The sequence below is a fragment of the Pseudooceanicola nanhaiensis DSM 18065 genome, from assembly GCF_000688295.1.
In the GTDB taxonomy this organism is placed as follows: Bacteria; Pseudomonadota; Alphaproteobacteria; order Rhodobacterales; family Rhodobacteraceae; genus Pseudooceanicola; species Pseudooceanicola nanhaiensis.
Genome location: NZ_JHZF01000013.1, coordinates 804,789 through 823,164 on the forward strand (window position 1 = coordinate 804,789; position 18,376 = coordinate 823,164).

Here is an 18,376-nt window from a genome sequence, read left to right on the forward strand (position 1 = left end):
TCATGTATCACGGCATTCGTGTTGGCAACGCGGGGCGCCACCTTTTATGATGCGCCGCAAAGGCAACAGGGCCGCTCCGGCCCGGAAGGAGGAGCCGATGAACATCCAGGACCGACCGATCATCAAGGACAAGGACCGCCCGAACATGGCGTCCTTCAACTGGGAGGACCCGTTCCTCCTCGAGGACCAGCTCGACGAGGACGAGCGGATGATCCGCGATTCCGCCCACAGCTTCTGCCAGGAGAAGCTGATGCCGCGGGTCGAGAAGATGTACATGGAAGAGGGCGTCGACCCCTCGATCTTCGCCGAGATGGGCGAACAGGGCATCCTCGGCGTGACCGTGCCCGAGGAATATGGCGGGATCGGCGCGAACTACGTCTCCTACGGGCTCGTCGCCCGCGAGGTCGAGCGGGTGGATTCGGGCTTCCGTTCGATGTGCTCGGTGCAGTCGTCGCTCGTCATGTACCCGATCTATGCCTACGGCTCGGAGGAGCAGCGGAAGAAATACCTGCCGAAACTGGCCTCCGGCGAGTGGATCGGCTGCTTCGGCCTGACCGAACCCGAGGCGGGCTCGGACCCGGGCGGGATGAAGACCCGGGCGAAGAAGACCGACGGCGGCTACGTGCTGTCCGGCTCCAAGATGTGGATCTCGAACGCGCCGATCGCGGATGTCTTCGTGGTCTGGGCGAAGTCCGACGCCCATGACGGCGCGATCCGGGGCTTCGTTCTCGAGAAGGGGATGAAGGGGCTCACGGCGCCGAAGGTCGGCGGCAAGCTGAGCCTGCGCGCCTCGATCACCGGCGAGATCGTCCTCGACAACGTGGAAGTGGGCGAAGAGGCCCTGCTGCCGCATGTCTCGGGCCTGAAGGGGCCCTTCGGCTGCCTCAACCGCGCGCGCTACGGCATCGGCTGGGGCGTGATGGGCGCGGCCGAGGATTGCTGGTTCCAGGCACGGTCCTACGGGCTCGACCGGCAGCAGTTCGGCAAGCCGCTGGCCGGCACGCAGCTCTACCAGAAGAAGCTGGCGGACATGCAGACCGAGATCGCGCTGGGCCTTCAGGCGGCGCTGCGGGTCGGGCGGCTGTTCGACCAGGCCAAGGCCTCGCCCGAGATGGTCTCGATCATCAAGCGCAACAATTGCGGCAAGGCGCTGGATATCGCCCGGCTCGCCCGGGACATGCACGGCGGCAACGGGATCCAGATCGGCTACAAGGTGATGCGCCACGCGGCGAACCTCGAGACGGTGAACACCTACGAGGGGACGCATGACGTGCACGCCCTGATCCTGGGCCGCGCGCAGACCGGGCTGCAGGCCTTCGTCTGAGCCTGGCCGAACGGAGCGTGCGCGATGCGCACGCACATGAAGCTTGCCGCGCCCATCCGGGCGCGGCGTTTCTGTCTGGGGATGCAGGGCGCTTCCCGGCAACCTGGCGCGCGTGGCGGGGGCGCGATGCCTCCGGCGGGAGTATTTATGGAAAGATGAAGGAGGCGGGCGTCTTCAACCGGCGGTCAGGAAGGTGACATGGGTGTCGCCGTAGCGGCGGCTGTCGATGAGGGAGAAGCCCTCGGGCGCGGTCTGCCCGGTGCTTTCCTCCCAGACTATGAGCGCCTCGGGGGCGATCCAGCCCCCCGCGCGGCAGGCGGTGAGGACGGGTGCGCCGAGGGCGCGGCCGTAGGGCGGATCGAGGAAGACGAGGGTGGCCGGCGGCTCGGTGTTCTCGGGCAGGCGGCGGGCGTCGCGGTGCATCAGCCGGGCGCGGGGGGCCGCGCCGAGGGCCGCGACGTTCTGCTTGATGAGCCGGGTGGCGACCCGGCCGTCGTCGACGAAGGTGACGAAGTCGGCCCCGCGGGAGAGCGCCTCGAGCCCGAGGGCCCCGGTGCCGGCGAAGAGGTCGAGGACGCGGGCGCCGGAGAGCGGGTCTCCGTAGCGGCCGCCCGCCAGCGCCGAGAAGAGGCTTTCGCGGACGCGGTCGGTGGTGGGGCGCAGATGCGCGCCCGCGTCGCCCTTGCCGAGCGCCGCGAGGGGGCGGCCGCGCCATTCTCCGGCGATGATCCTCACGCGGCCAGCAGCGCCTTCAGCGCGGTTTCCGGGTCGGCGACGAGGGCGGGGTCGGGGCTGCGCCCGGCCTCGATCAGGCGCTTGCCGGTCATGTAGGCGCGGGGGTCGTTCATCGCGTCCACCGCGAGGAGCCGGTCGCCGCAATAATACCAGAAGGAGATCGCCTCGCCCTCGCCCTTGCGGGTGACGACACGGTCGTAGCCGGTGTTGAGCCCGGCAATCTGGAGCTTCACGTCGTACTGGTCGGACCAGAACCAGGGCTTCGGGATGTAGTCCTGATCGGCGCCCATCATGCTGTCGGCCACCGCCTCGGCCTGGTCGATGGCGTTCTGGACCGACTCGAGCCGGATGCGCTGACCCCGATAGGGCAGCGAGGCGCAATCGCCGGCGGCCCAGATCGCGGGGTCGGAGGTGCGGCCGCGGGCGTCGGTGGCGATGCCGTTGTCGATAGTGAGGCCGGCGGCCTCGGCCAGTTCCGTCGCGGGGGCGATGCCGATGCCGGCGATCGCCACGTCGCAGGGGATCTCGCGGCCGTCCGCCAGCAGGGCGCCGGTGACGTGGTCCTCGCCCAGCAGGGTCCTGAGCGCGGTGTCCTCGAGGATCTCGACGCCATGCGAGCGGTGCAGGTCGCGGAACCATGCGGCGGTCTCGGGCGCGGCGACGCGGCCGAGGATGCGGGCGGCGGCCTCCAACAGCGTGACCTTCAGGCCGGACTTCGCGGCCACCGCCGCGGCCTCGAGCCCGATGTAGCCGCCGCCGATCACGAGCAGCGCGTTGCCGGGCGTGAGGTAGGGGCGCATCTCGTCGGCATCCGCGAGGCTGCGCATGGTGAGCACGCCGGGCAGGTCGCCCCCGATCGCCTCGGGCAGGCGGCGGGGGTGCGAGCCGGTGGTGAGCGCGAGGCGGTCGTAGGTCAGGACCTCGCCATCCGCGAGCGTGACGGTCTTCGCCGCGGGGTCGATCCGTTCGACCCGCATTCCGGTGCGCAGGGCGATGTCGTGATCGGCGTAGAATGCCTCGGGGCGGAGGAAGAGGCGCGGCATCTCCATCTCGCCCATGAGATAGGCCTTCGAGAGCGGCGGGCGCTGGTAGGGCGGCACCGGCTCCTCGCCGATGAGGGTGATCTCGCCCTCCTCGCCCTTCGCCCTCAGGCGGGCCACCAGAGCCGCCCCGGCCTGACCGGCTCCGATCACGATGGTATGCGCCATGGGCTCTCCTCCGAATGCACTGGTCGTTTCACGGACGGAGCCTATAACGTGCGGGGCGCGGGTGCCATAAGCCGCGCGACATGACAGAAGGTGAGGACATGACGATTTCCAAGGGCGATACGCTGCCCGATGCGACGGTGATCGAGACCGCGGGCGACAGCCCGGCGCAGGTGCAGATGGCCGACAAGGTGAAGGGCCGGAAGGTCGTGATCTTCGGGCTGCCGGCGGCCTTCAGCGGGACCTGCACGACGGCGCATGTGCCGAGCTTCCTGAAGAACCGGGAGGCGCTCTCGGCCAGGGGCGTGGACGAGGTGATCTGCGTCTCGGTCAACGACTATTTCGCGATGAAGGCCTGGGACAAGGAAATGGGCGCCTCGGCCGGAGGGATCACCATGATCGCCGACGGGATGGCCGAGTTCACCAAGGCGATCGGGATGGAATTCTCGGCCCCGCCCGTGGGCTTCGTCGACCGCTCCAAGCGCTACACGATGCTGGTCGAGGACGGCGTCGTGACCGAGCTCAACATCGAGGAGACGCCGGGCACCTGCACGATCTCGGCGGCGGAGACCCTGCTCGACACGATGTGACCCGTTGCCGGAGCGCGCCCCCCGGCGCGCTCCGGACACGCCGCTCACGGCTGGACGGGAAGCCCCGCTCGGGGGGCGCGCAAGATGGCCAGCGTCCGTCCGAGGAAGAGGCCGGCGACCAGCCCGACGATCAGCACGAACCCGGCCCGGAACCCCGTTCCGGCGGCGACCTGGGGGGCCACGGCCTGCATCGTGCCGAGGGCGAAGTTCGCGAGGAAGACGGTCAGGATCGTCACCAGGGTCAGCGCCTCGCCCCGGAGCGCCACGCGCCTGTCATCCCGCCCCATGATCCAGCGCGGCTGTACCCGCCACCCCAGGACGGCGCCCGTGGCGTAGCTCGCCGCGAAGAGGCCCCAGAGTTCGGGCGTGGCGTGCAGCGCTGCCACGGCTCTCACCGCCAGGATCGCGAGGAGCGGTATCAGGTAGAACGGCAGGACCGGGCTCACCCTGCTGCGTGTCGACCGCAGGCCGAGGAGCACGAGCACGGCCAGAAGCGGCCAGACCCAGAGCGGTGCGCCGGTCGCGATCCCCCTCAGCATGAGCGGTCCTCCGTCCCCGTGTCGCGCCCGCCGAGGCCCACGACGAAGAAGAAGCCGGCGCCCAGTATGGCGGCGATGCCGTGGCCGATCACCGCGCCGAGCCAGACATTGGCGGCGATGATCCCCACCACCCCGAGGAAGAGGCGGAACTTGCGCAGCGCCTTCGGCCCGGCGTCCCTGCCCATGACCGCCTGTGCCAGGCGGTCGATGCGGTCCTGAAGCGTTTCAATGGTCGTTGTCATCTCGCGTTCTCCTTTCGGCTCGTGTCCAACTGGGCTAGGAGGTGACGCGGCAAGACCCTTCCGAACAACGCGATTTGCGTGAACGACAGGCCAGGCTTCGTGAGTGACATCGACCGACTTGGGAAACCGCGCCAACGCCCGGTGCTGCATCTGCCGGAGCAGCTGGCGGGCTGTGCGCTGACCGTCGCGGTGCTGACTGTGCTGGGTCCCTTTTCGACCTCCGAGCTGCCTGCCGCGACCCGCGCGGCCTACTGGGCGCTCAGTATCGGGCCGGGATGGATGCTGGTCGTCGGACTGGCCCTGCTGATGCGGGGTCTGCGCGTCTTCGAAGGACGCGCGCCGGTCCTGCCCCCGCTGACGGCCTTCGCGCTGGCCTTCCCGCCGATCGTCTTCATCGCCATCCAGACCGACCGCCTGTTCCGGCCCGAAAGCGGCGACGCGCCGATCTGGGTCATGCTGGTGAACGTCGGCACGATCTTCGTGCTGGTGACCGCGATCCTGTTCTCCCGCCTCCGCGCGCGGCTGGAGCCGCCCGCGCCGCTGCCCGCGCGCAACGCCTTCCTCGATCGCCTGCCGCCGAAGCTGGGCACGGCGCTGATCTCGCTCACGGCGCAGGATCATTATGTCGAGGTCACCACCGCCAGGGGGCGGGAGCTGATCCACATGCGCCTGTCGGATGCGATCGAGGAGCTGGGCGACTATCCCGGCCACCAGATCCACCGGTCGCACTGGATATCCGGCCATGCCTTCACCGGGACCAGCCGCGAGAACGGGAAGCTCATGGCGCATCTCGCCGATGGCCGCACCTTGCCCGTCTCGCGCTCCTTCGCGCCGCAGGTGCGGCGGATGCAGCCGGTGCGCCCGGTGCCGGTGGTGGAGCCGTAGGGCGGGCCGAGGGGCGTGCTCACGCCGCCTCCGGGACCTCCGAGCTCGGACACCCTGTGGCGACCTTGCCCTGACGATGCGCCAGGGCCGGCCGGTCCCCGGCGCTCAAGGCTGGCCCGTCATCGAGACACACATCCGCGTCGGAGGTGTCGGCGGCACATGCGTCCGGCGGGGGCGCCTTTCGCCGCTCGGGATCAGCTCGCGGTGGCGCGCTGCGGCTCGGGATCGGGCGTGTCGCGTTCGAGCTGGAGCGTCTGGGTCGGGAAGGGGATGTCGACCCCGCCGGCGTCGAGCGCCTCCTTCACCTTGCGGGTCATGTCGGCCTTGTAGGCGAAATAGACCGCGGAATCGCACCAGACGCGGACGAGGAAATCGACCGAGAAATCGCCGAGGTTCGTCACCTGGATGAAGGGCTCGGGCTCCTTGTGGGAGCGTTCGTCGGCCATGATCGTGTCGATGATGATCCGCTCGGCCTTCTTCAGGTCGGCGTCGTAGGTGACGCCGAAGGTCCATTCCGCGCGCCGGGTCGGGTAGATCGAGTAATTGACGATCGTGTTCCCCCAGACCTCGGAATTGGGGATGATGATCTGCACGTTCGACAGGTTCGCGAGTTCGGTGAAGTTCAGCGTGATGTCCTTCACCGTGCCCATCTGGCCCGCGATCTCGACGAAATCGCCGATCTTGATCGGGCGGAAGAAGATGATCATCACCCCCGCCGCGATGTTCGACAGCGTGCCCTGCAGCGCGAGGCCGATGGCGAGGCCGGCCGCACCGATGACGGCGACGAGGCTGGTCGTGCGGATCCCGAAGGTGTTCAGGATGAAGAGCGCCGTGAAGCCGATGATCGCGTATTTGACGATGGAGCCGAGGAAGTTGAACAGCGTGTCGTCGAGCTTGGCGTGCTTCGTGGCAAGGCCGGTGATCCGCCGGTTGGCCCAGCCCGCGATGAAGAGCCCGACGATCAGGATCAGCACGGCGGTCAGCACGTTGCCGACGAGCCCGGCCAGGAAATCGAGGGTCAGCAGATCCCCCAGGGTATTGCCGTTGTAGAGGTCGGTCTTCAGCAGGTCTTCCATCAGTCTTCCCGTATCTGGTCCATCTTGCGGGCGAGTTTCGCGTCCAGCGACGAGAGGCCGCCCACGTCATGCGTGGTCAGCGAAATTGTCACACGATTGTAGCTGTTGGACCAGTCCGGGTGGTGGTTCCACTTCTCGGCCCAGAGCGCGGCGCGGGTCATGAAGGCGAAAGCCTCGGTGAAATCCGCGAATTCATAGGTCTTGGCGATGCGATCCGCCTCGGCATCGACGGTCCAGCCGTTCGCGACCAGCGGGTCGATCAGCGACTTGCGGGCGGTGTCCGACAGTTTCTCGGTCAATCCTGCTCCTCCCTCTGTTCCTTGCGGAACGGGCCGTAGGCGGTGAGGACCTCGATGTCCTCTTCCACCGCGCGCCGTTCCTGGGTCAGGAACTGCTCGACGGCGCGGGCGAATCCGCGGTCGCCGATCCAGTGCAGCGAATGGCATTCCGACGGAAGGTAGCCGCGCGCCAGCTTGTGTTCGCCCTGCGCCCCCGCCTCGACCCGGGCCAGGCCGTTCTCGATCGCGTAGTCGATGGCGCGATAATAGCACGTCTCGAAATGCAGGAAGTCGTGATGCTCGATGCAGCCCCAGTAGCGGCCGAAGAGCACGTCGCGCCCGATCATGTTCAGCGCGCCGGCCACGTCGCGGCCCTCGCGTTCGCACATCACCAGGAGGATGTCGTCGCGCAGCACCTCGTGCGCGATCTCGAAGAACGCCCGGGTGAGGTAGGGAGAGCCCCATTTCCGCGCGCCGGTGTCCTGGTAGAAGCGCCAGAAGCTGTCCCAGTGCTGCGGTTCGATCTCGTCCCCGGTGAGCAGGCGGATCTCGCCGCCGAAGGCGTTGGCGCGCTGGCGCTCCTTGCGGATCGTCTTGCGCTTGCGCGACGACAGGTCGGCGAGGAAGGCGTCGAAATCCGGGTAATCGCGGTTTTCCCAGTGGTATTGCTGGGTGGTCCGGCGCATCAGGCCGATCTCGTCGCCCGCGATGGCCTCTGCCTCGGTGCAGAAGGTGACGTGCAGCGAGGAGAGCCCGTTGTCGGCCGCCAGCTTCACGGCGCCCTGCACCAGCGCGGACATGCCCGCGGCCTCGTGCCCGGGTCTGGTGAGGAAACGGCGGCCCGTGGCGGGGGTGAAGGGGACGGCGATCTGCAGCTTGGGGTAATACTGTCCGCCCGCGTTCTCATAGGCGTGGGCCCAGGAGAAATCGAAGATGTATTCGCCCTGGCTGTTCGACTTCGCGTAGAGCGGGGCGACGGCGATCAGCTCACCGTTCTGCCGGGCGGCGAGGTGGCGCGGCTCCCATCCGGTGCCGCGACCGACCGAGCGGCTGTCTTCCAGCGCCTTCAGGAACCGGTGCGTGGTGAAGGGATCGACCGGGCGCCCGCCGTCCGCAGCTTCGGGACAGGCGCAGGCATCCCACTCCTCGGCCGGGATCTCGTCCAGGCCGGGGAGGACGGCGATCTCGATCAGACTGTCCGTGTCCATTGGCATCGGCCCTCAATCTGGCGCGGGCGGCCTGTCGTTCAAGGCGGATCAGGCCGGAAGGGCGGCAGGGTAACCCTCGAAGGTGATGTTCTGCGCGACCTGGCGGGCCAGGGTCTCCTGATCGGGCGAGCGGATGGTCCAGCAGAGCACCGGCAGCCCCTGGTCCAGCAGCGCGGCGACGCGGGGCCGGTCGAGGTCGCGCGCCTCGTGGCTGATGAAGCTGGCGCGCGAGGCCGCGATGTCCGGGATCTCGCGCAGGCGGTCGAGCGTGCCCGCCGGGATCGGCTTCCAGTCGTCGGGCCGGTAGGAACAGGTGACGATACCGCGCGGCACGTCGGGTGCGAGCCCCGAGAGCACGCGGACCGAGTTCGGGTTGAACGACATGAAGGCGAGCGGGCCGTCGTAGCCGCGGACGGCCTCGGCCGCCGCCTCTTCGAGGATGCCGACCGCGGCGCCCAGCTGGCCGTCCTGGTCCTTGATCTCGACCAGCAGCGGCACGCGGCCCGCCACAAGCTCGAGCACCTCGGCGAAGGTGGGGATGCCGGTGGCGCCGCCCTTCAGCCTGATCTGCCCGAGCGCCGCGGCGCTGCGGGCGCGCAGCGGGCCGGTTTCCCCGGTCAGGCGGTCGAGGTCGTAATCGTGGAACACCATCGCCTGCCGGTCGGCGGAGAGCTGGAGGTCGATCTCGATCCCGTAGCCCGCCGCCACCGCGGCCTCGATCGCCTCGCGCGAGTTCTCGGGGCGGCCCTGCGTGACGTCATGCAGGGCCCGGTGCGCGATCGGCGCCTCAAGGAAGGCCGCGGGCAGGGGCGGGGTGCGGGTCATCGGCGCGTCCTCCGGCGTCTGTCGTCAGGCGATCTGGAAGATGCCTTCGATCTCGACCGCCACGCCGAAGGGCAGCGATCCGGCGGACACGGCCGAACGGGAATGGCGCCCGGCGTCGCCCAGAACCTCGACCAGGAAGTCCGACGCGCCGTTCACGACCTTGGGCTGGTCGCCGAAGTCGGGGGTGGAGTTGACGAAGCCGGTCAGCTTGACCACGCGCTTCAGCCGGGACAGGTCGCCGCCGCAGGCCGCCTTGACCTGTGCGAGCAGCGAGATGGCGCAGGTCTTCGCCGCGGCCGCACCCTCGTCCACGGTCAGCGCGTCGCCGACCTTGCCCTTGATCATCTCGCCGTCCTTCATCGAGATCTGGCCCGAGACGTAGAGCGTGTCGCCGACCTGCACGAAGGGGATGTAATTCGCCGCCGGGGCGGTCGCTTCGGGCAGGGTGATGCCCATTTCGGCAAGGCGGGATTCGATGTTGGACATGGGGGCCTCCGGTGTCTGGATTTCGCCCCGGACGCTAGACGCGCCGGGGCGGAATGCAACCGGAAAACTCTCAGCTCTCGCGGAAGGCGCGGCGGAAATAATCGGTGAAGGGCTTAATGAGGTAATCGAGCGGCGTCTGCTCGGCCGTCGCGATGAAGGCCTCGACCGGCATGCCCGGGACAAGGCGCTGGTTGTCGCCCAGCTTGTCGATCTCGCCGTCGTTCAGTGCGATCTCGACCCGGTAATAGCTGGACCGGTTCGAATCCTCCGTGAAGGCATCGGCCGAGACCTGCTTCACCTTGCCGAAGAACTCGGGCGTCTCGCGCTGGTTGAAGGCCGAGAACCGCAGCACGACATGCTGGTCCACATGGACCTGGTCGATCGAGGTCGGCTCCACGTTCGCCATGATGACGAGCGGCCGGTCCTGCGGGATCAGGAACATCACCGGGTCCGCGGGCCTGAGCACCGATTGCGGCGCGAAGACCTGCAGCCCGTAGACCACGCCCGAGACCGGGGCCCGGATCTCGAGCCGGTCGATCTGCGCCAGCAGCGCGCGCCGCTGTTCCGCCAGTTCGAGCTCGCGGTACTGGAGGTCGCGCAGCGTGGTGATCGCCTGTTCCCGGCGGGTGGAGTCGAGCTTCAGCACCTCGAGGTCGATCTCGGCGATCCGCCCCTCGCCCTGCGCCCGGCGCGAGGCCAGTTCGCCCACCGACCCCTCGAGCTTCGCCTTCTCGCGCTGGAGCGCCAGCACCCGCGCCGCCTGCGCCAGACCCCGGTCGAGCAGGGATTGCTGCGAGGTGAGCTCTTCCTCGATCAGCTCGAGCTGGATGGCGAGCGCGGCGGTCTGCGCGTCCATCCCGTCGATCTGGTTGCCGATCTGGTCGCGCTGCTTCCTCAGCTGCTCGGCCTCGCGCTCCATCGAGAAATTGCGCGCCTCGAACAGGTTGCGCTGCCCGTCCATCAGCGATCTCGCGTCCGCGTTGCCGGCCGCGGCCTCGACCAGCACCGGGTCGAAGGTGATCTCGTCGGCGCCGTCCCGCTCGGCCTCGAGCCGGCCACGGCGGGCCATGATCTCGAACAGCTGGCCCTCGACGATGGCGAGCTGGGAGAGGAGCTCGTTCGATTCCAGCCGCAGCAGCACCTCGCCCGCCTCGACGAAATCGCCCTCGCTCACCTCGATGTCCTGCACCACGCCGCCGTCCGGGTGCTGGATGACCTGCCGGTTGCGTTCGACCTCCACGCGCCCGGGCGCGATGACCGCGCCCGCCAGTTCCGAGGTCGCCGCCCAGGTGCCGAAGCCGCCGACGAGGACCAGAAGGGCGAGCAGGCCGATCGTCAGCGGAGAGGCCGCGGAATACCGCGCCGGGGTCTGGTCGCCGCCGCTCATCTCACGCCTCCGGGGCCGGTGGCCTGCTGGATCTGCTGGTGGTTGGTGACCATCTTGCGCAGCACCTCCTCCTTCGGGCCGAAGGCGACGCGGGTGCCGCCGTCGAGCATCAGCAGGATGTCGCATTCCTGGATCGCCGCGGGACGGTGCGCCATGACGAGGACCGAGCTGCCGCGCTCCTTCAGGGCGCGGATCGCCGCGTTCAGCGCCTTGCTGCCCTCGTTGTCGAGGTTCGAGTTCGGCTCGTCCAGGACGAGGATCACCGGATCGTCGTACATCGCCCGCGCCAGCCCGATGCGCTGGATCTGCCCGCCCGACAGCCGCCCGCCGTTGGCCGTGACCCGCGTGTCATAGCCTTCGGGCAGTTTCACGATCATGTCGTGCGCATCCGCCAGCCGGGCGGCGGCGATGATCTTGGCGTCGTCCCGGTCGGGGCGCAGCCGGGCGATGTTCTCGGCGATGGTGCCGTCGAAGAGCTGCACGCGCTGCGGCAGGTAGCCGATGTAGCGCCCCAGCTCGGTCGGGTCGTACTGGTCGAGCGCCGCCCCGTCGAGGCGGATCTTGCCGCCGGCCACGCGCCAAGCGCCGGTCAGCGCCCGCGCCAGCGTGGACTTGCCCGCACCCGAGGAGCCGATGACCCCGACCGCCTGCCCGGGCTCGACCGTGAACGAGATCAGCCGCAGCGCGGCGGTGGAATCGCCGGGCGGGATCACCGTCGCCTGAAGGACGTCGAGCCGGGCGCGCGGCCGTGGCAGCGCGGTGCGGGCGGTCTCGGGCGGCACTTCGGACAGCAGCCGGGCGAGGCTCTTCCAGCCGGTGGAGGCGCGCTGCACCAGCGGCCACTGGCCGATCGCCAGCTCGATCGGTGCCAGCGCCCGGCCCAGCAGGATCGAGCCCGCGATCATCGCGCCGGCCGAAAGCTCTCCGCGCAGGACGAGGAAGGCGCCGAGGCCCAGCATGGCCGATTGCAGGAACAGCCGGAACGTCTTGGTGATCGACGAGAAGGTGCCGGTCAGGTCCGCGCTCCTGAGCTGCGATCTGAGCGACAGCTGCCGGGCGGATTGCCAGCGGGTGAAGGCCGCCTCGCGCATGCCCATGGCCTGCAGCATCTCGGCCTCGGTCCTGAGCTGCTCCGACATCAGCTCGGACCGGACGTTGGCGCGCGATGCCTCGAGCTGCGGGCGCTTGGAGCTGAGCTGGTTGAGCAGGGTGATGATGACCAGAAGCCCGCCACCGGACATGGCGAGGATGCCGAGCCAGGGGTGGAAGAGCGAGATCCCGGCAAGGAAGATCGGCGTCCACGGCAGATCGAAGAGCGCGATCAGCACCGAGGAGCCGAGCAGCCGCTGGATCGATTCGAGATCCCGCAGCCCGGTCGCCGCCAGTTCGTCGGGCTGGGTCGCCGACCGGCGCACCACGGCGTCGAAGACCCGCCGGTCGAGCCGCGCCTGGAAATTGGCGCCGATCCGCGCGAGGATGCGGGCCCGCGCATAATCGAGGATCCCCATGACGAGGAACAGGAAGGCGACGATCGTGCTGAGCGCGACCAGGGTCGCGACCGAACGGGAGCTGAGCACGCGGTCATAGACCTGCAGCATGTAGAGCGGGCCGGTCAGCATCAGCAGATTGGCGAACATGCTGAACAGCGCGGCGGCCCAGAACAGCGGGCGGCTTTCGCGGCGCACGGCGCGCAGTTCGGCCTGTCCCGCTTCGGTGTTGTTTCTGGGCGACGCCATGGTCCCGCTTTCTCAATCTCTTGAATTGTCACCGCAGGCGACAAGATTAATAAGTATGACTTCGGTCGACGGACGCGCCGGCCGCGTCCACTTGGCGCACGCTCCCGTCTTTACGCCCGCATCAATCCGGGCGATGCCAGCATTAGCGGATGAACCTGAAAGGTCCAATTAATTGTCACGCCCCGGCTTCCTGCGAATTCTCTTCACCCGTCATCGCGCAAAGCTGGCCGTGGCGGCGCTGCCGCTCGTCCTGGCGGCGTGCTCCGGTTCGGTCGACCCGGCCCCGGGCGAGATCAACGATCCCTACGAGCCGCTGAACCGCCGGCTGCACGAGGGGCTCAAGCGCACCGACCGCGCCGTGCTGCGGCCCGCCTCCGTGGGCTATGCCCAGACGGTGCCCCGCGGCGTGCAGGACAGCATCAGCAACTTCCGCACCAACTTCGCCACGCCCGCCTATGTCGTGAACGACATGCTCCAGATGCAGGGCGAGGACGCGCTGGTGAACGCCTACCGCTTCCTCGTCAACACGACCTTCGGGCTGGGCGGGCTGTTCGACCCGGCGGCGCAGCTCGGCCTGCCGGCACGGAAAAGCGACTTCGGCGGCACGCTGCACTTCTGGCGCGTGCCGGAGGGGGCCTATCTGTCGGTGCCGATCATCGGGCCGAGCACCGAGCGTGACCTGGCCGGGCGCATCGCGGACGGGTTCCTCAACCCGCTGGCCTACGCCGTGCCGACGCCCGAACGCTATGTCGTGACCGGGGCGGGCGTGCTCGACCGGCTCGGCAAGCGGGGCCGCTACGCCGGGACCGTGGACAGCCTGCTCTACGACAGCGCCGACAGCTACGCCCAGACCCGGAACACCTATCTCCAGAACCGCCGCTACGAGCTGAGCGGCACGGGCGCGGCCCTCGATCCCTATGCCGATACCACAGGAGCGAACGCCACCGATGCGGACCCCTACACCGATCCCTACCTCGACCCCTATGCGGAATGAGATCACCCGCCGCGCCTTCGGCTTCGGGCTGGGGGCGCTGGCGCTCGCCGCCGTTCTGCCGGGCCGGGCGCTCGCGCTGACCGATGCCGCCGCGCGCGGGCTGGTCGAGAAGCTGGTCGCCGACATCAACGCGGTGATCGCCTCGGGCCGGTCGGAAGCTGCGATGATCCAGGATTTCACCCGGATCTTCGATCGCTACGCCGACGTGCCGATCATCGCGCGCTCCTGCCTCGGGGCGGATGCGCGCCGGTTCAGCACGGCCGAGATCGCGGCCTACACCCAGGCGTTCCGCGGCTATATCGGCCGGAAATACGGCAAGCGCTTCCGCGAATTCGTCGGCGGGCGGGTCGCGGTGAACGCGGTCCGGCCGGTCAAGACGTGGCACGAGGTCTCGGGCACCGTGATCCTGCGCAACGAGGCGCCCTTCGAGGTGCGCTTCCTCGTGTCGGACAAGTCGGGCCGGCCGCTCTTCTTCGACATGCTGATCGAAGGCGTCTCCATGCGGCTGACCGAACGGACCGAGATCGGCGCGCTGCTCGACCAGAACGGCGGCGACATCGGACGGCTGACCGCCGCGCTCCAGCGCGCGGGCTGAGCCCGGCGCCGGGCACTTTCACGACAGTTCCGAATGGCATGCAGGCCGGGCGTCCGCCCGGCCCTCCCTCAGTTCAGCCCGAGGATGTCCTTCAGGAGCCGCTCGACCGGGTTCTCCTGCCGGGGCGCAGGCGCCGGGGCCGCGCCGGGATAGGAGGGCTGCGGCTGCTGCTGGACCGGCTCCGGCGCGGCGGGCGCCAGCATCGGCAGCGGGTGCGGTTCGAGCCCCTCGTGCACGCGGACCATGACCTCGCGCCAGATCTCGGCCGGAAGGCCCGCGCCGGTGACGCCGGTGAGCGGCGTGTTGTCGTCGTAGCCCATCCAGACGCCGGCGACGTAATCCGCCGAGAAGCCCACGAACCACGCGTCGCGCGCGGCCTGCGTGGTGCCGGTCTTGCCCGCCACCTCCAGACCCTCGATCGCGGCGCGGCCGCCGGTGCCGCCGGTCACGACGCGGCGCATCATCCACGTCAGCTCCCGCGCGGCGGGCTCGCGGATCACCCGCTCGCCGATGCCCGTCTCGATCTCCATCAGCGGTTCCGTCTCGCCCTGCAGCGTCAGCGAGGTCAGCCCGTAGGGCGTCACCGATGAGCCGCCGTTCAGGATGCCGGCATAGGCGCCGACCATCTCGATCAGCGTGCTTTCCGAGGCGCCGAGCGCCAGCGCGGGCCCCTGGGCCAGATCGCTCTCGATCCCGAAGTCGCTGGCGATCCGGCGCACGTTGTCGAGCCCCACGGCCTGCGCGACCTTCACCGCCGGGATGTTCAGCGAATCCTTCAGCGCGTCGGCAAGCGTCACCGTGCCACGGAACTTGTGATCGTAATTGTCCGGGCTCCACGGGCCCGAGCCCGGGATGTTGATCGTCAGCGGCGTGTCCTCGACCGTCGCGAGGGGCGAATTGCCGAGGTCGAGCGCGGCGGCATAGACGAAGGGCTTGAAGCTCGACCCGGTCTGGCGCATCGCCTGGGTGGCGCGGTTGAAGGCGCCCGAGACCTTGGTCTGCCGCCCGCCGACCATGCCGCGCACGGCGCCGTCGGCGCTCATCACCACGATGGCGGCCTGCACCTTGGAGCCGTCCTTGAGCTTCTCCTCGAAGACCGTCTTCATCGCGTCCTCGGCCGCCCTCTGGATCCGCTGGTCCAGCGTGGTGCGGATGATGACGTCCTCGGTCGTCTTGCGGGTCAGGAACTCCGGCCCCGAGGCCATCACCCAGTCGGCGAAGTAGCCGCCCGCCTTCTGCTGCGCCGCCTGGCTCAGCGACGCGGGATGGGCGAGCGCGTCCTTCGCCTCGGCGCTCGTCAGGTAGCCCTGCTCTTCCATCAGGGTGACGATGGTGGCGGCGCGGTCCTGCGAGCGTTGCAGGTTGTTCGTCGGCGCGTAGCGGGTCGGCGCGACCAGCAGGCCGGCGAGCATGGCGCCCTCGGCCGGGCTGACCTCGGCCGCGGACTTGCCGAAATAGAGCTGGCTGGCCGCCTCGAAGCCGCGCGTCCCCTCGCCGAGGTAGGCGCGGTTCATGTAGATCGTCAGGATCTCGTCCTTGGAGTACTTCATCTCCATCGCGACGGAATAGACGGCCTCCTTCGCCTTGCGCCACAGCGTGGTGCGGCGGCAGTCGGCCTCGTATTCCGTCTCGTTCTTCCAGACCGTCGGGTCATAGGGCACGCCGAGGCAGAGCAGCTTGGCCGTCTGCTGCGTCAGGGTCGAGCCGCCGTGCCCCTCGAGCGGGCCGCGGCCCTCGCGCATGTTGATCCGGATGGCCGAGGCGATGCCCCGCGGCGAGACGCCGAAATGGCGGTAGAAGCGCTTGTCCTCGGTCGCGATGATCGCGTTCTTGAGGTTGGGCGAGACGGACTCGGCCGTGACCACGCCGCCGAACTGGTCGCCGCGCCAGGCGTAGACCGATCCGTCGCGGTCCATCATCGTGACCGAACCGCGGGCGCGGCCGTCGAGGATGTCGTCGACCGGCGGCAGGGTCAGCGAGACATAGGCCGAGATGCCGATGATGAGGATCGCGGCAATCGCCCCGAGCCGCCAGAACACGCCCCAGACGATCCGCCAGATCCAGTAGAAGAGCCCGGTGATGGCCGCGACCAGCGGGTTGCGCTTGCGCCGCGGGGTGCGGCGCGCCTGCGGCTTCCGCGGCGGCTTGCGCCCGCCGCCGGAACCCGGGCCGCCGCTGCGCGTGCGCCCGCTCTGCCCGGTGGTCCTGCCTGATTTCGACGTGTGCCGTCGTTCCGCAACCAGAGGTTTGCGTTTCTTCGTTCCACTCATGCTGCCTGCCCGGAGCCTTTGTCTTTGCCGGGCATACTACAGCCGCCCGTCCGGGTTGTAGAGGCCCAAGGCCGGTGTCACGGGTTTTTCATTCGACCATTTTTTGTGCAGATTATCCGTATCGCCCAAAATATGGGCAAAGAACCGCGAATTGCCTGCGGTTTGGGCCCGTCAACCTTCCGACTCCACCTCCCCGGCGGCTTATCTGCCTCTGCGAACGGCGGGGTGCGCCCGCGACCAGGAAGGGGATCACAGTGAAACTCATCATTGCAACGATCAAACCGTTCAAGCTGGAGGAGGTCCGCGAAGCGCTGACCGAGATCGGCGTGCGCGGCATGATGGTGACAGAAATCAAGGGCTTCGGCTCTCAGTCCGGGCATACGGAGATCTATCGCGGCGCCGAATACGCCGTGAACTTCGTGCCCAAGATCAAGCTCGAGATCGCGGTCAGCGCCGCAATGGCCGACCAGGTGGTCGAGACCATCACCAACACCGCCAAGACCGGCAAGATCGGCGACGGCAAGATCTTCGTCCTCGACATCTCGCAGGCGGTCCGCGTCCGGACCGGCGAGACGAACGAAGACGCACTGTGATCGCACGGAGAGGGGAAAGAGAGAAAATGCAGACCAAAACGTGGATGAAACTGGGCCTGGCCGCCGCGCTTCTCGCGGCGCCGAGCCTGGGCATGGCGCAGGAGGCCGCGGCCGCGGCCGCCGAGGCCGAAGCCGAGACCACCCCGCCCATGGCGGATATCGGCTATATCTTCACCACCTTCATGTTCCTCGTCACGGGCTTCCTCGTGATGTTCATGGCGGCGGGCTTCTCGATGCTCGAGGCGGGCCTCGTGCGGCAGAAGAACGTGACCATGCAGCTGATGAAGAACGTGTCGCTCTTCGCCTTCGCGGCGGTGATGTACTATCTCGTCGGCTACAACCTGATGTATCCGGGTGACGGCTGGACCATGGACGGCATGCTGGGCGCCTTCTCGTTCGCCTCGCTCGAGCCCGTGGGCCTCGCCGAGACCGAAACTGACCTGACCTATGCCTCGGTCGGCTCGGACTTCTTCTTCCAGCTGATGTTCTGCGCGACCACCGCCTCGATCGTCTCGGGCACGCTGGCCGAGCGGATCAAGCTGTGGCCGTTCCTGGTCTTCATCATCATCCTGACCGGCTTCATCTACCCGATCCAGGCGTCCTGGAAATGGGGCGGCGGCTTCCTTGACCAGGCCGGCTTCCTCGACTTCGCGGGCTCGACCGTGGTGCACTCGGTGGGTGGCTGGGCCGCTCTGACCGGCGCCATCATCCTCGGGCCGCGACTGGGCCGCTACGTCGACGGTCGCGTCGTGCCCTTCCCGGGCTCGAACCTGACCCTCGCCACGCTCGGCACGTTCATCCTGTGGCTCGGCTGGTTCGGCTTCAACGGCGGCTCGCAGCTCTACATGGATACCGCGGGCAACGTGGCCGACATCAGCCGCATCTTCGCGAACACCAACACGGCCGCTGCCGGCGGTGCCATCGCGGCGCTGATCCTGACGCAGATCCTCTACAAGAAGCCGGACCTCACCATGGTGCTGAACGGCGCGCTGGCGGGCCTCGTCTCGATCACCGCCGAGCCGCTGACCCCGGGTCTGGGCTCTGCCACGATCATCGGCGCCATCGGCGGCATCCTCGTGGTCCTCGCGGTCCCGATGCTCGACAAGCTGAAGATCGACGACGTCGTCGGCGCCATCCCGGTGCACCTCGTCTGCGGCATCTGGGGCACCATCGCGGTCGTCTTCACCAATGCGGACGCATCGCTGGGGACGCAGCTCTACTCGATCGTCGTGGTCGGCATCTTCGTGGTCGTCGTCTCGGCCGTGGTGTGGTTCATCCTCAAGGCCATCATGGGCCTGCGCGTCAGTGCCGAGGACGAGATGACCGGGCTCGACATGGCCGAGCTGGGCATGGAGGCCTACCCCGAGTTTGCGAAGGGCTGATATTCCTTCCTGTCAGTCCTGAGACC

19 protein-coding genes are annotated in these 18,376 nt (G+C 68.6%); 7 read left to right on the plus strand and 12 right to left on the minus strand.

All coding sequences use genetic code 11. The features are described from left to right. Positions 1-97 precede the first annotated feature (97 nt). On the plus strand, positions 98-1,324 hold the full coding sequence (locus Q344_RS0113955; RefSeq protein WP_211249921.1) for an acyl-CoA dehydrogenase: 1,227 nt from the start codon (positions 98-100) through the stop codon (positions 1,322-1,324). 174 nt (positions 1,325-1,498) lie between these two features. On the opposite strand, the gene rsmD is transcribed toward Q344_RS0113955, so the two are convergent. Together rsmD and Q344_RS0113965 are read right to left on the minus strand one after the other, a co-directional pair. Next, positions 1,499-2,059, minus strand: a complete 561-nt coding sequence (gene rsmD / locus Q344_RS0113960; RefSeq protein ID WP_028287284.1) for a 16S rRNA (guanine(966)-N(2))-methyltransferase RsmD — start codon at positions 2,057-2,059, stop codon at positions 1,499-1,501. Continuing rightward, positions 2,056-3,267 (minus strand): NAD(P)/FAD-dependent oxidoreductase, encoded by a 1,212-nt coding sequence (locus Q344_RS0113965; protein WP_028287285.1) that lies wholly within the window; start codon positions 3,265-3,267, stop codon positions 2,056-2,058. The genes rsmD and Q344_RS0113965 overlap by 4 nt, the downstream gene beginning before the upstream one ends. 98 nt (positions 3,268-3,365) lie before the next feature. Here Q344_RS0113965 and Q344_RS0113970 point away from each other — a divergent pair, with 98 nt between their 5' ends. After that, complete coding sequence (locus Q344_RS0113970; protein ID WP_028287286.1) at positions 3,366-3,854, plus strand: peroxiredoxin; 489 nt, start codon at positions 3,366-3,368, stop codon at positions 3,852-3,854. Positions 3,855-3,898: 44 nt separating this feature from the next. Here Q344_RS0113970 and Q344_RS0113975 read toward each other — a convergent pair whose 3' ends face one another. Both Q344_RS0113975 and Q344_RS0113980 read right to left on the minus strand, forming a co-directional pair. Continuing rightward, a complete protein-coding gene (locus Q344_RS0113975; RefSeq protein WP_028287287.1) occupies positions 3,899-4,393 on the minus strand; it encodes a DUF6622 family protein in 495 nt (164 codons plus the stop codon). Continuing rightward, positions 4,387-4,635 (minus strand): hypothetical protein, encoded by a 249-nt coding sequence (locus Q344_RS0113980; RefSeq protein ID WP_028287288.1) that lies wholly within the window; start codon positions 4,633-4,635, stop codon positions 4,387-4,389. Before Q344_RS0113980 ends, Q344_RS0113975 begins: the two co-directional genes overlap by 7 nt. A 99-nt stretch (positions 4,636-4,734) precedes the next feature. On the opposite strand from Q344_RS0113980, the gene Q344_RS25160 reads away from it, so the two are divergent. Beyond that, complete coding sequence (locus Q344_RS25160; RefSeq protein ID WP_156954705.1) at positions 4,735-5,520, plus strand: LytTR family DNA-binding domain-containing protein; 786 nt, start codon at positions 4,735-4,737, stop codon at positions 5,518-5,520. Between the two features lie 194 nt (positions 5,521-5,714). Here Q344_RS25160 and Q344_RS0113990 read toward each other — a convergent pair whose 3' ends face one another. The 7 genes from Q344_RS0113990 to Q344_RS0114020 form a co-directional block, all read right to left on the minus strand. After that, positions 5,715-6,596 (minus strand): mechanosensitive ion channel family protein, encoded by an 882-nt coding sequence (locus Q344_RS0113990; RefSeq protein WP_028287289.1) that lies wholly within the window; start codon positions 6,594-6,596, stop codon positions 5,715-5,717. Further along, on the minus strand, positions 6,596-6,895 hold the full coding sequence (locus Q344_RS0113995; protein WP_028287290.1) for a 4a-hydroxytetrahydrobiopterin dehydratase: 300 nt from the start codon (positions 6,893-6,895) through the stop codon (positions 6,596-6,598). Before Q344_RS0113995 ends, Q344_RS0113990 begins: the two co-directional genes overlap by 1 nt. Further along, the gene (locus tag Q344_RS0114000) at positions 6,892-8,082 is read right to left on the minus strand and encodes a GNAT family N-acetyltransferase (RefSeq protein ID WP_028287291.1); all 1,191 of its coding nucleotides are present in this window, start codon (positions 8,080-8,082) and stop codon (positions 6,892-6,894) included. Before Q344_RS0114000 ends, Q344_RS0113995 begins: the two co-directional genes overlap by 4 nt. 48 nt (positions 8,083-8,130) lie before the next feature. Further along, positions 8,131-8,907 (minus strand): glycerophosphodiester phosphodiesterase family protein, encoded by a 777-nt coding sequence (locus Q344_RS0114005; protein ID WP_028287292.1) that lies wholly within the window; start codon positions 8,905-8,907, stop codon positions 8,131-8,133. A 24-nt stretch (positions 8,908-8,931) separates the two neighbouring features. After that, positions 8,932-9,393 (minus strand): RidA family protein, encoded by a 462-nt coding sequence (locus tag Q344_RS0114010; RefSeq protein ID WP_028287293.1) that lies wholly within the window; start codon positions 9,391-9,393, stop codon positions 8,932-8,934. 70 nt (positions 9,394-9,463) lie between these two features. After that, entirely contained in the window at positions 9,464-10,780 is a 1,317-nt protein-coding gene (locus Q344_RS0114015) for an HlyD family type I secretion periplasmic adaptor subunit (RefSeq protein ID WP_028287294.1), read from the minus strand. Beyond that, the gene (locus Q344_RS0114020; RefSeq protein ID WP_028287295.1) at positions 10,777-12,516 is read right to left on the minus strand and encodes a type I secretion system permease/ATPase; all 1,740 of its coding nucleotides are present in this window, start codon (positions 12,514-12,516) and stop codon (positions 10,777-10,779) included. The genes Q344_RS0114015 and Q344_RS0114020 overlap by 4 nt, the downstream gene beginning before the upstream one ends. Positions 12,517-12,688: 172 nt before the next feature. Here Q344_RS0114020 and Q344_RS23975 point away from each other — a divergent pair, with 172 nt between their 5' ends. Together Q344_RS23975 and Q344_RS0114030 are read left to right on the plus strand one after the other, a co-directional pair. Continuing rightward, on the plus strand, positions 12,689-13,510 hold the full coding sequence (locus Q344_RS23975; protein ID WP_229669200.1) for an MlaA family lipoprotein: 822 nt from the start codon (positions 12,689-12,691) through the stop codon (positions 13,508-13,510). Next, positions 13,500-14,105 (plus strand): MlaC/ttg2D family ABC transporter substrate-binding protein, encoded by a 606-nt coding sequence (locus Q344_RS0114030; RefSeq protein WP_028287296.1) that lies wholly within the window; start codon positions 13,500-13,502, stop codon positions 14,103-14,105. The genes Q344_RS23975 and Q344_RS0114030 overlap by 11 nt, the downstream gene beginning before the upstream one ends. 68 nt (positions 14,106-14,173) lie before the next feature. On the opposite strand, the gene Q344_RS23980 is transcribed toward Q344_RS0114030, so the two are convergent. Continuing rightward, positions 14,174-16,375, minus strand: a complete 2,202-nt coding sequence (locus Q344_RS23980; protein ID WP_051630626.1) for a transglycosylase domain-containing protein — start codon at positions 16,373-16,375, stop codon at positions 14,174-14,176. 254 nt (positions 16,376-16,629) lie between these two features. Between Q344_RS23980 and Q344_RS0114040 the strand changes: the two genes are divergently transcribed. Then, the gene (locus tag Q344_RS0114040; RefSeq protein WP_028287297.1) at positions 16,630-16,968 is read left to right on the plus strand and encodes a P-II family nitrogen regulator; all 339 of its coding nucleotides are present in this window, start codon (positions 16,630-16,632) and stop codon (positions 16,966-16,968) included. 26 nt (positions 16,969-16,994) lie between these two features. After that, the gene (locus Q344_RS0114045) at positions 16,995-18,350 is read left to right on the plus strand and encodes an ammonium transporter (protein WP_188781519.1); all 1,356 of its coding nucleotides are present in this window, start codon (positions 16,995-16,997) and stop codon (positions 18,348-18,350) included. Positions 18,351-18,376 lie beyond the last annotated feature (26 nt).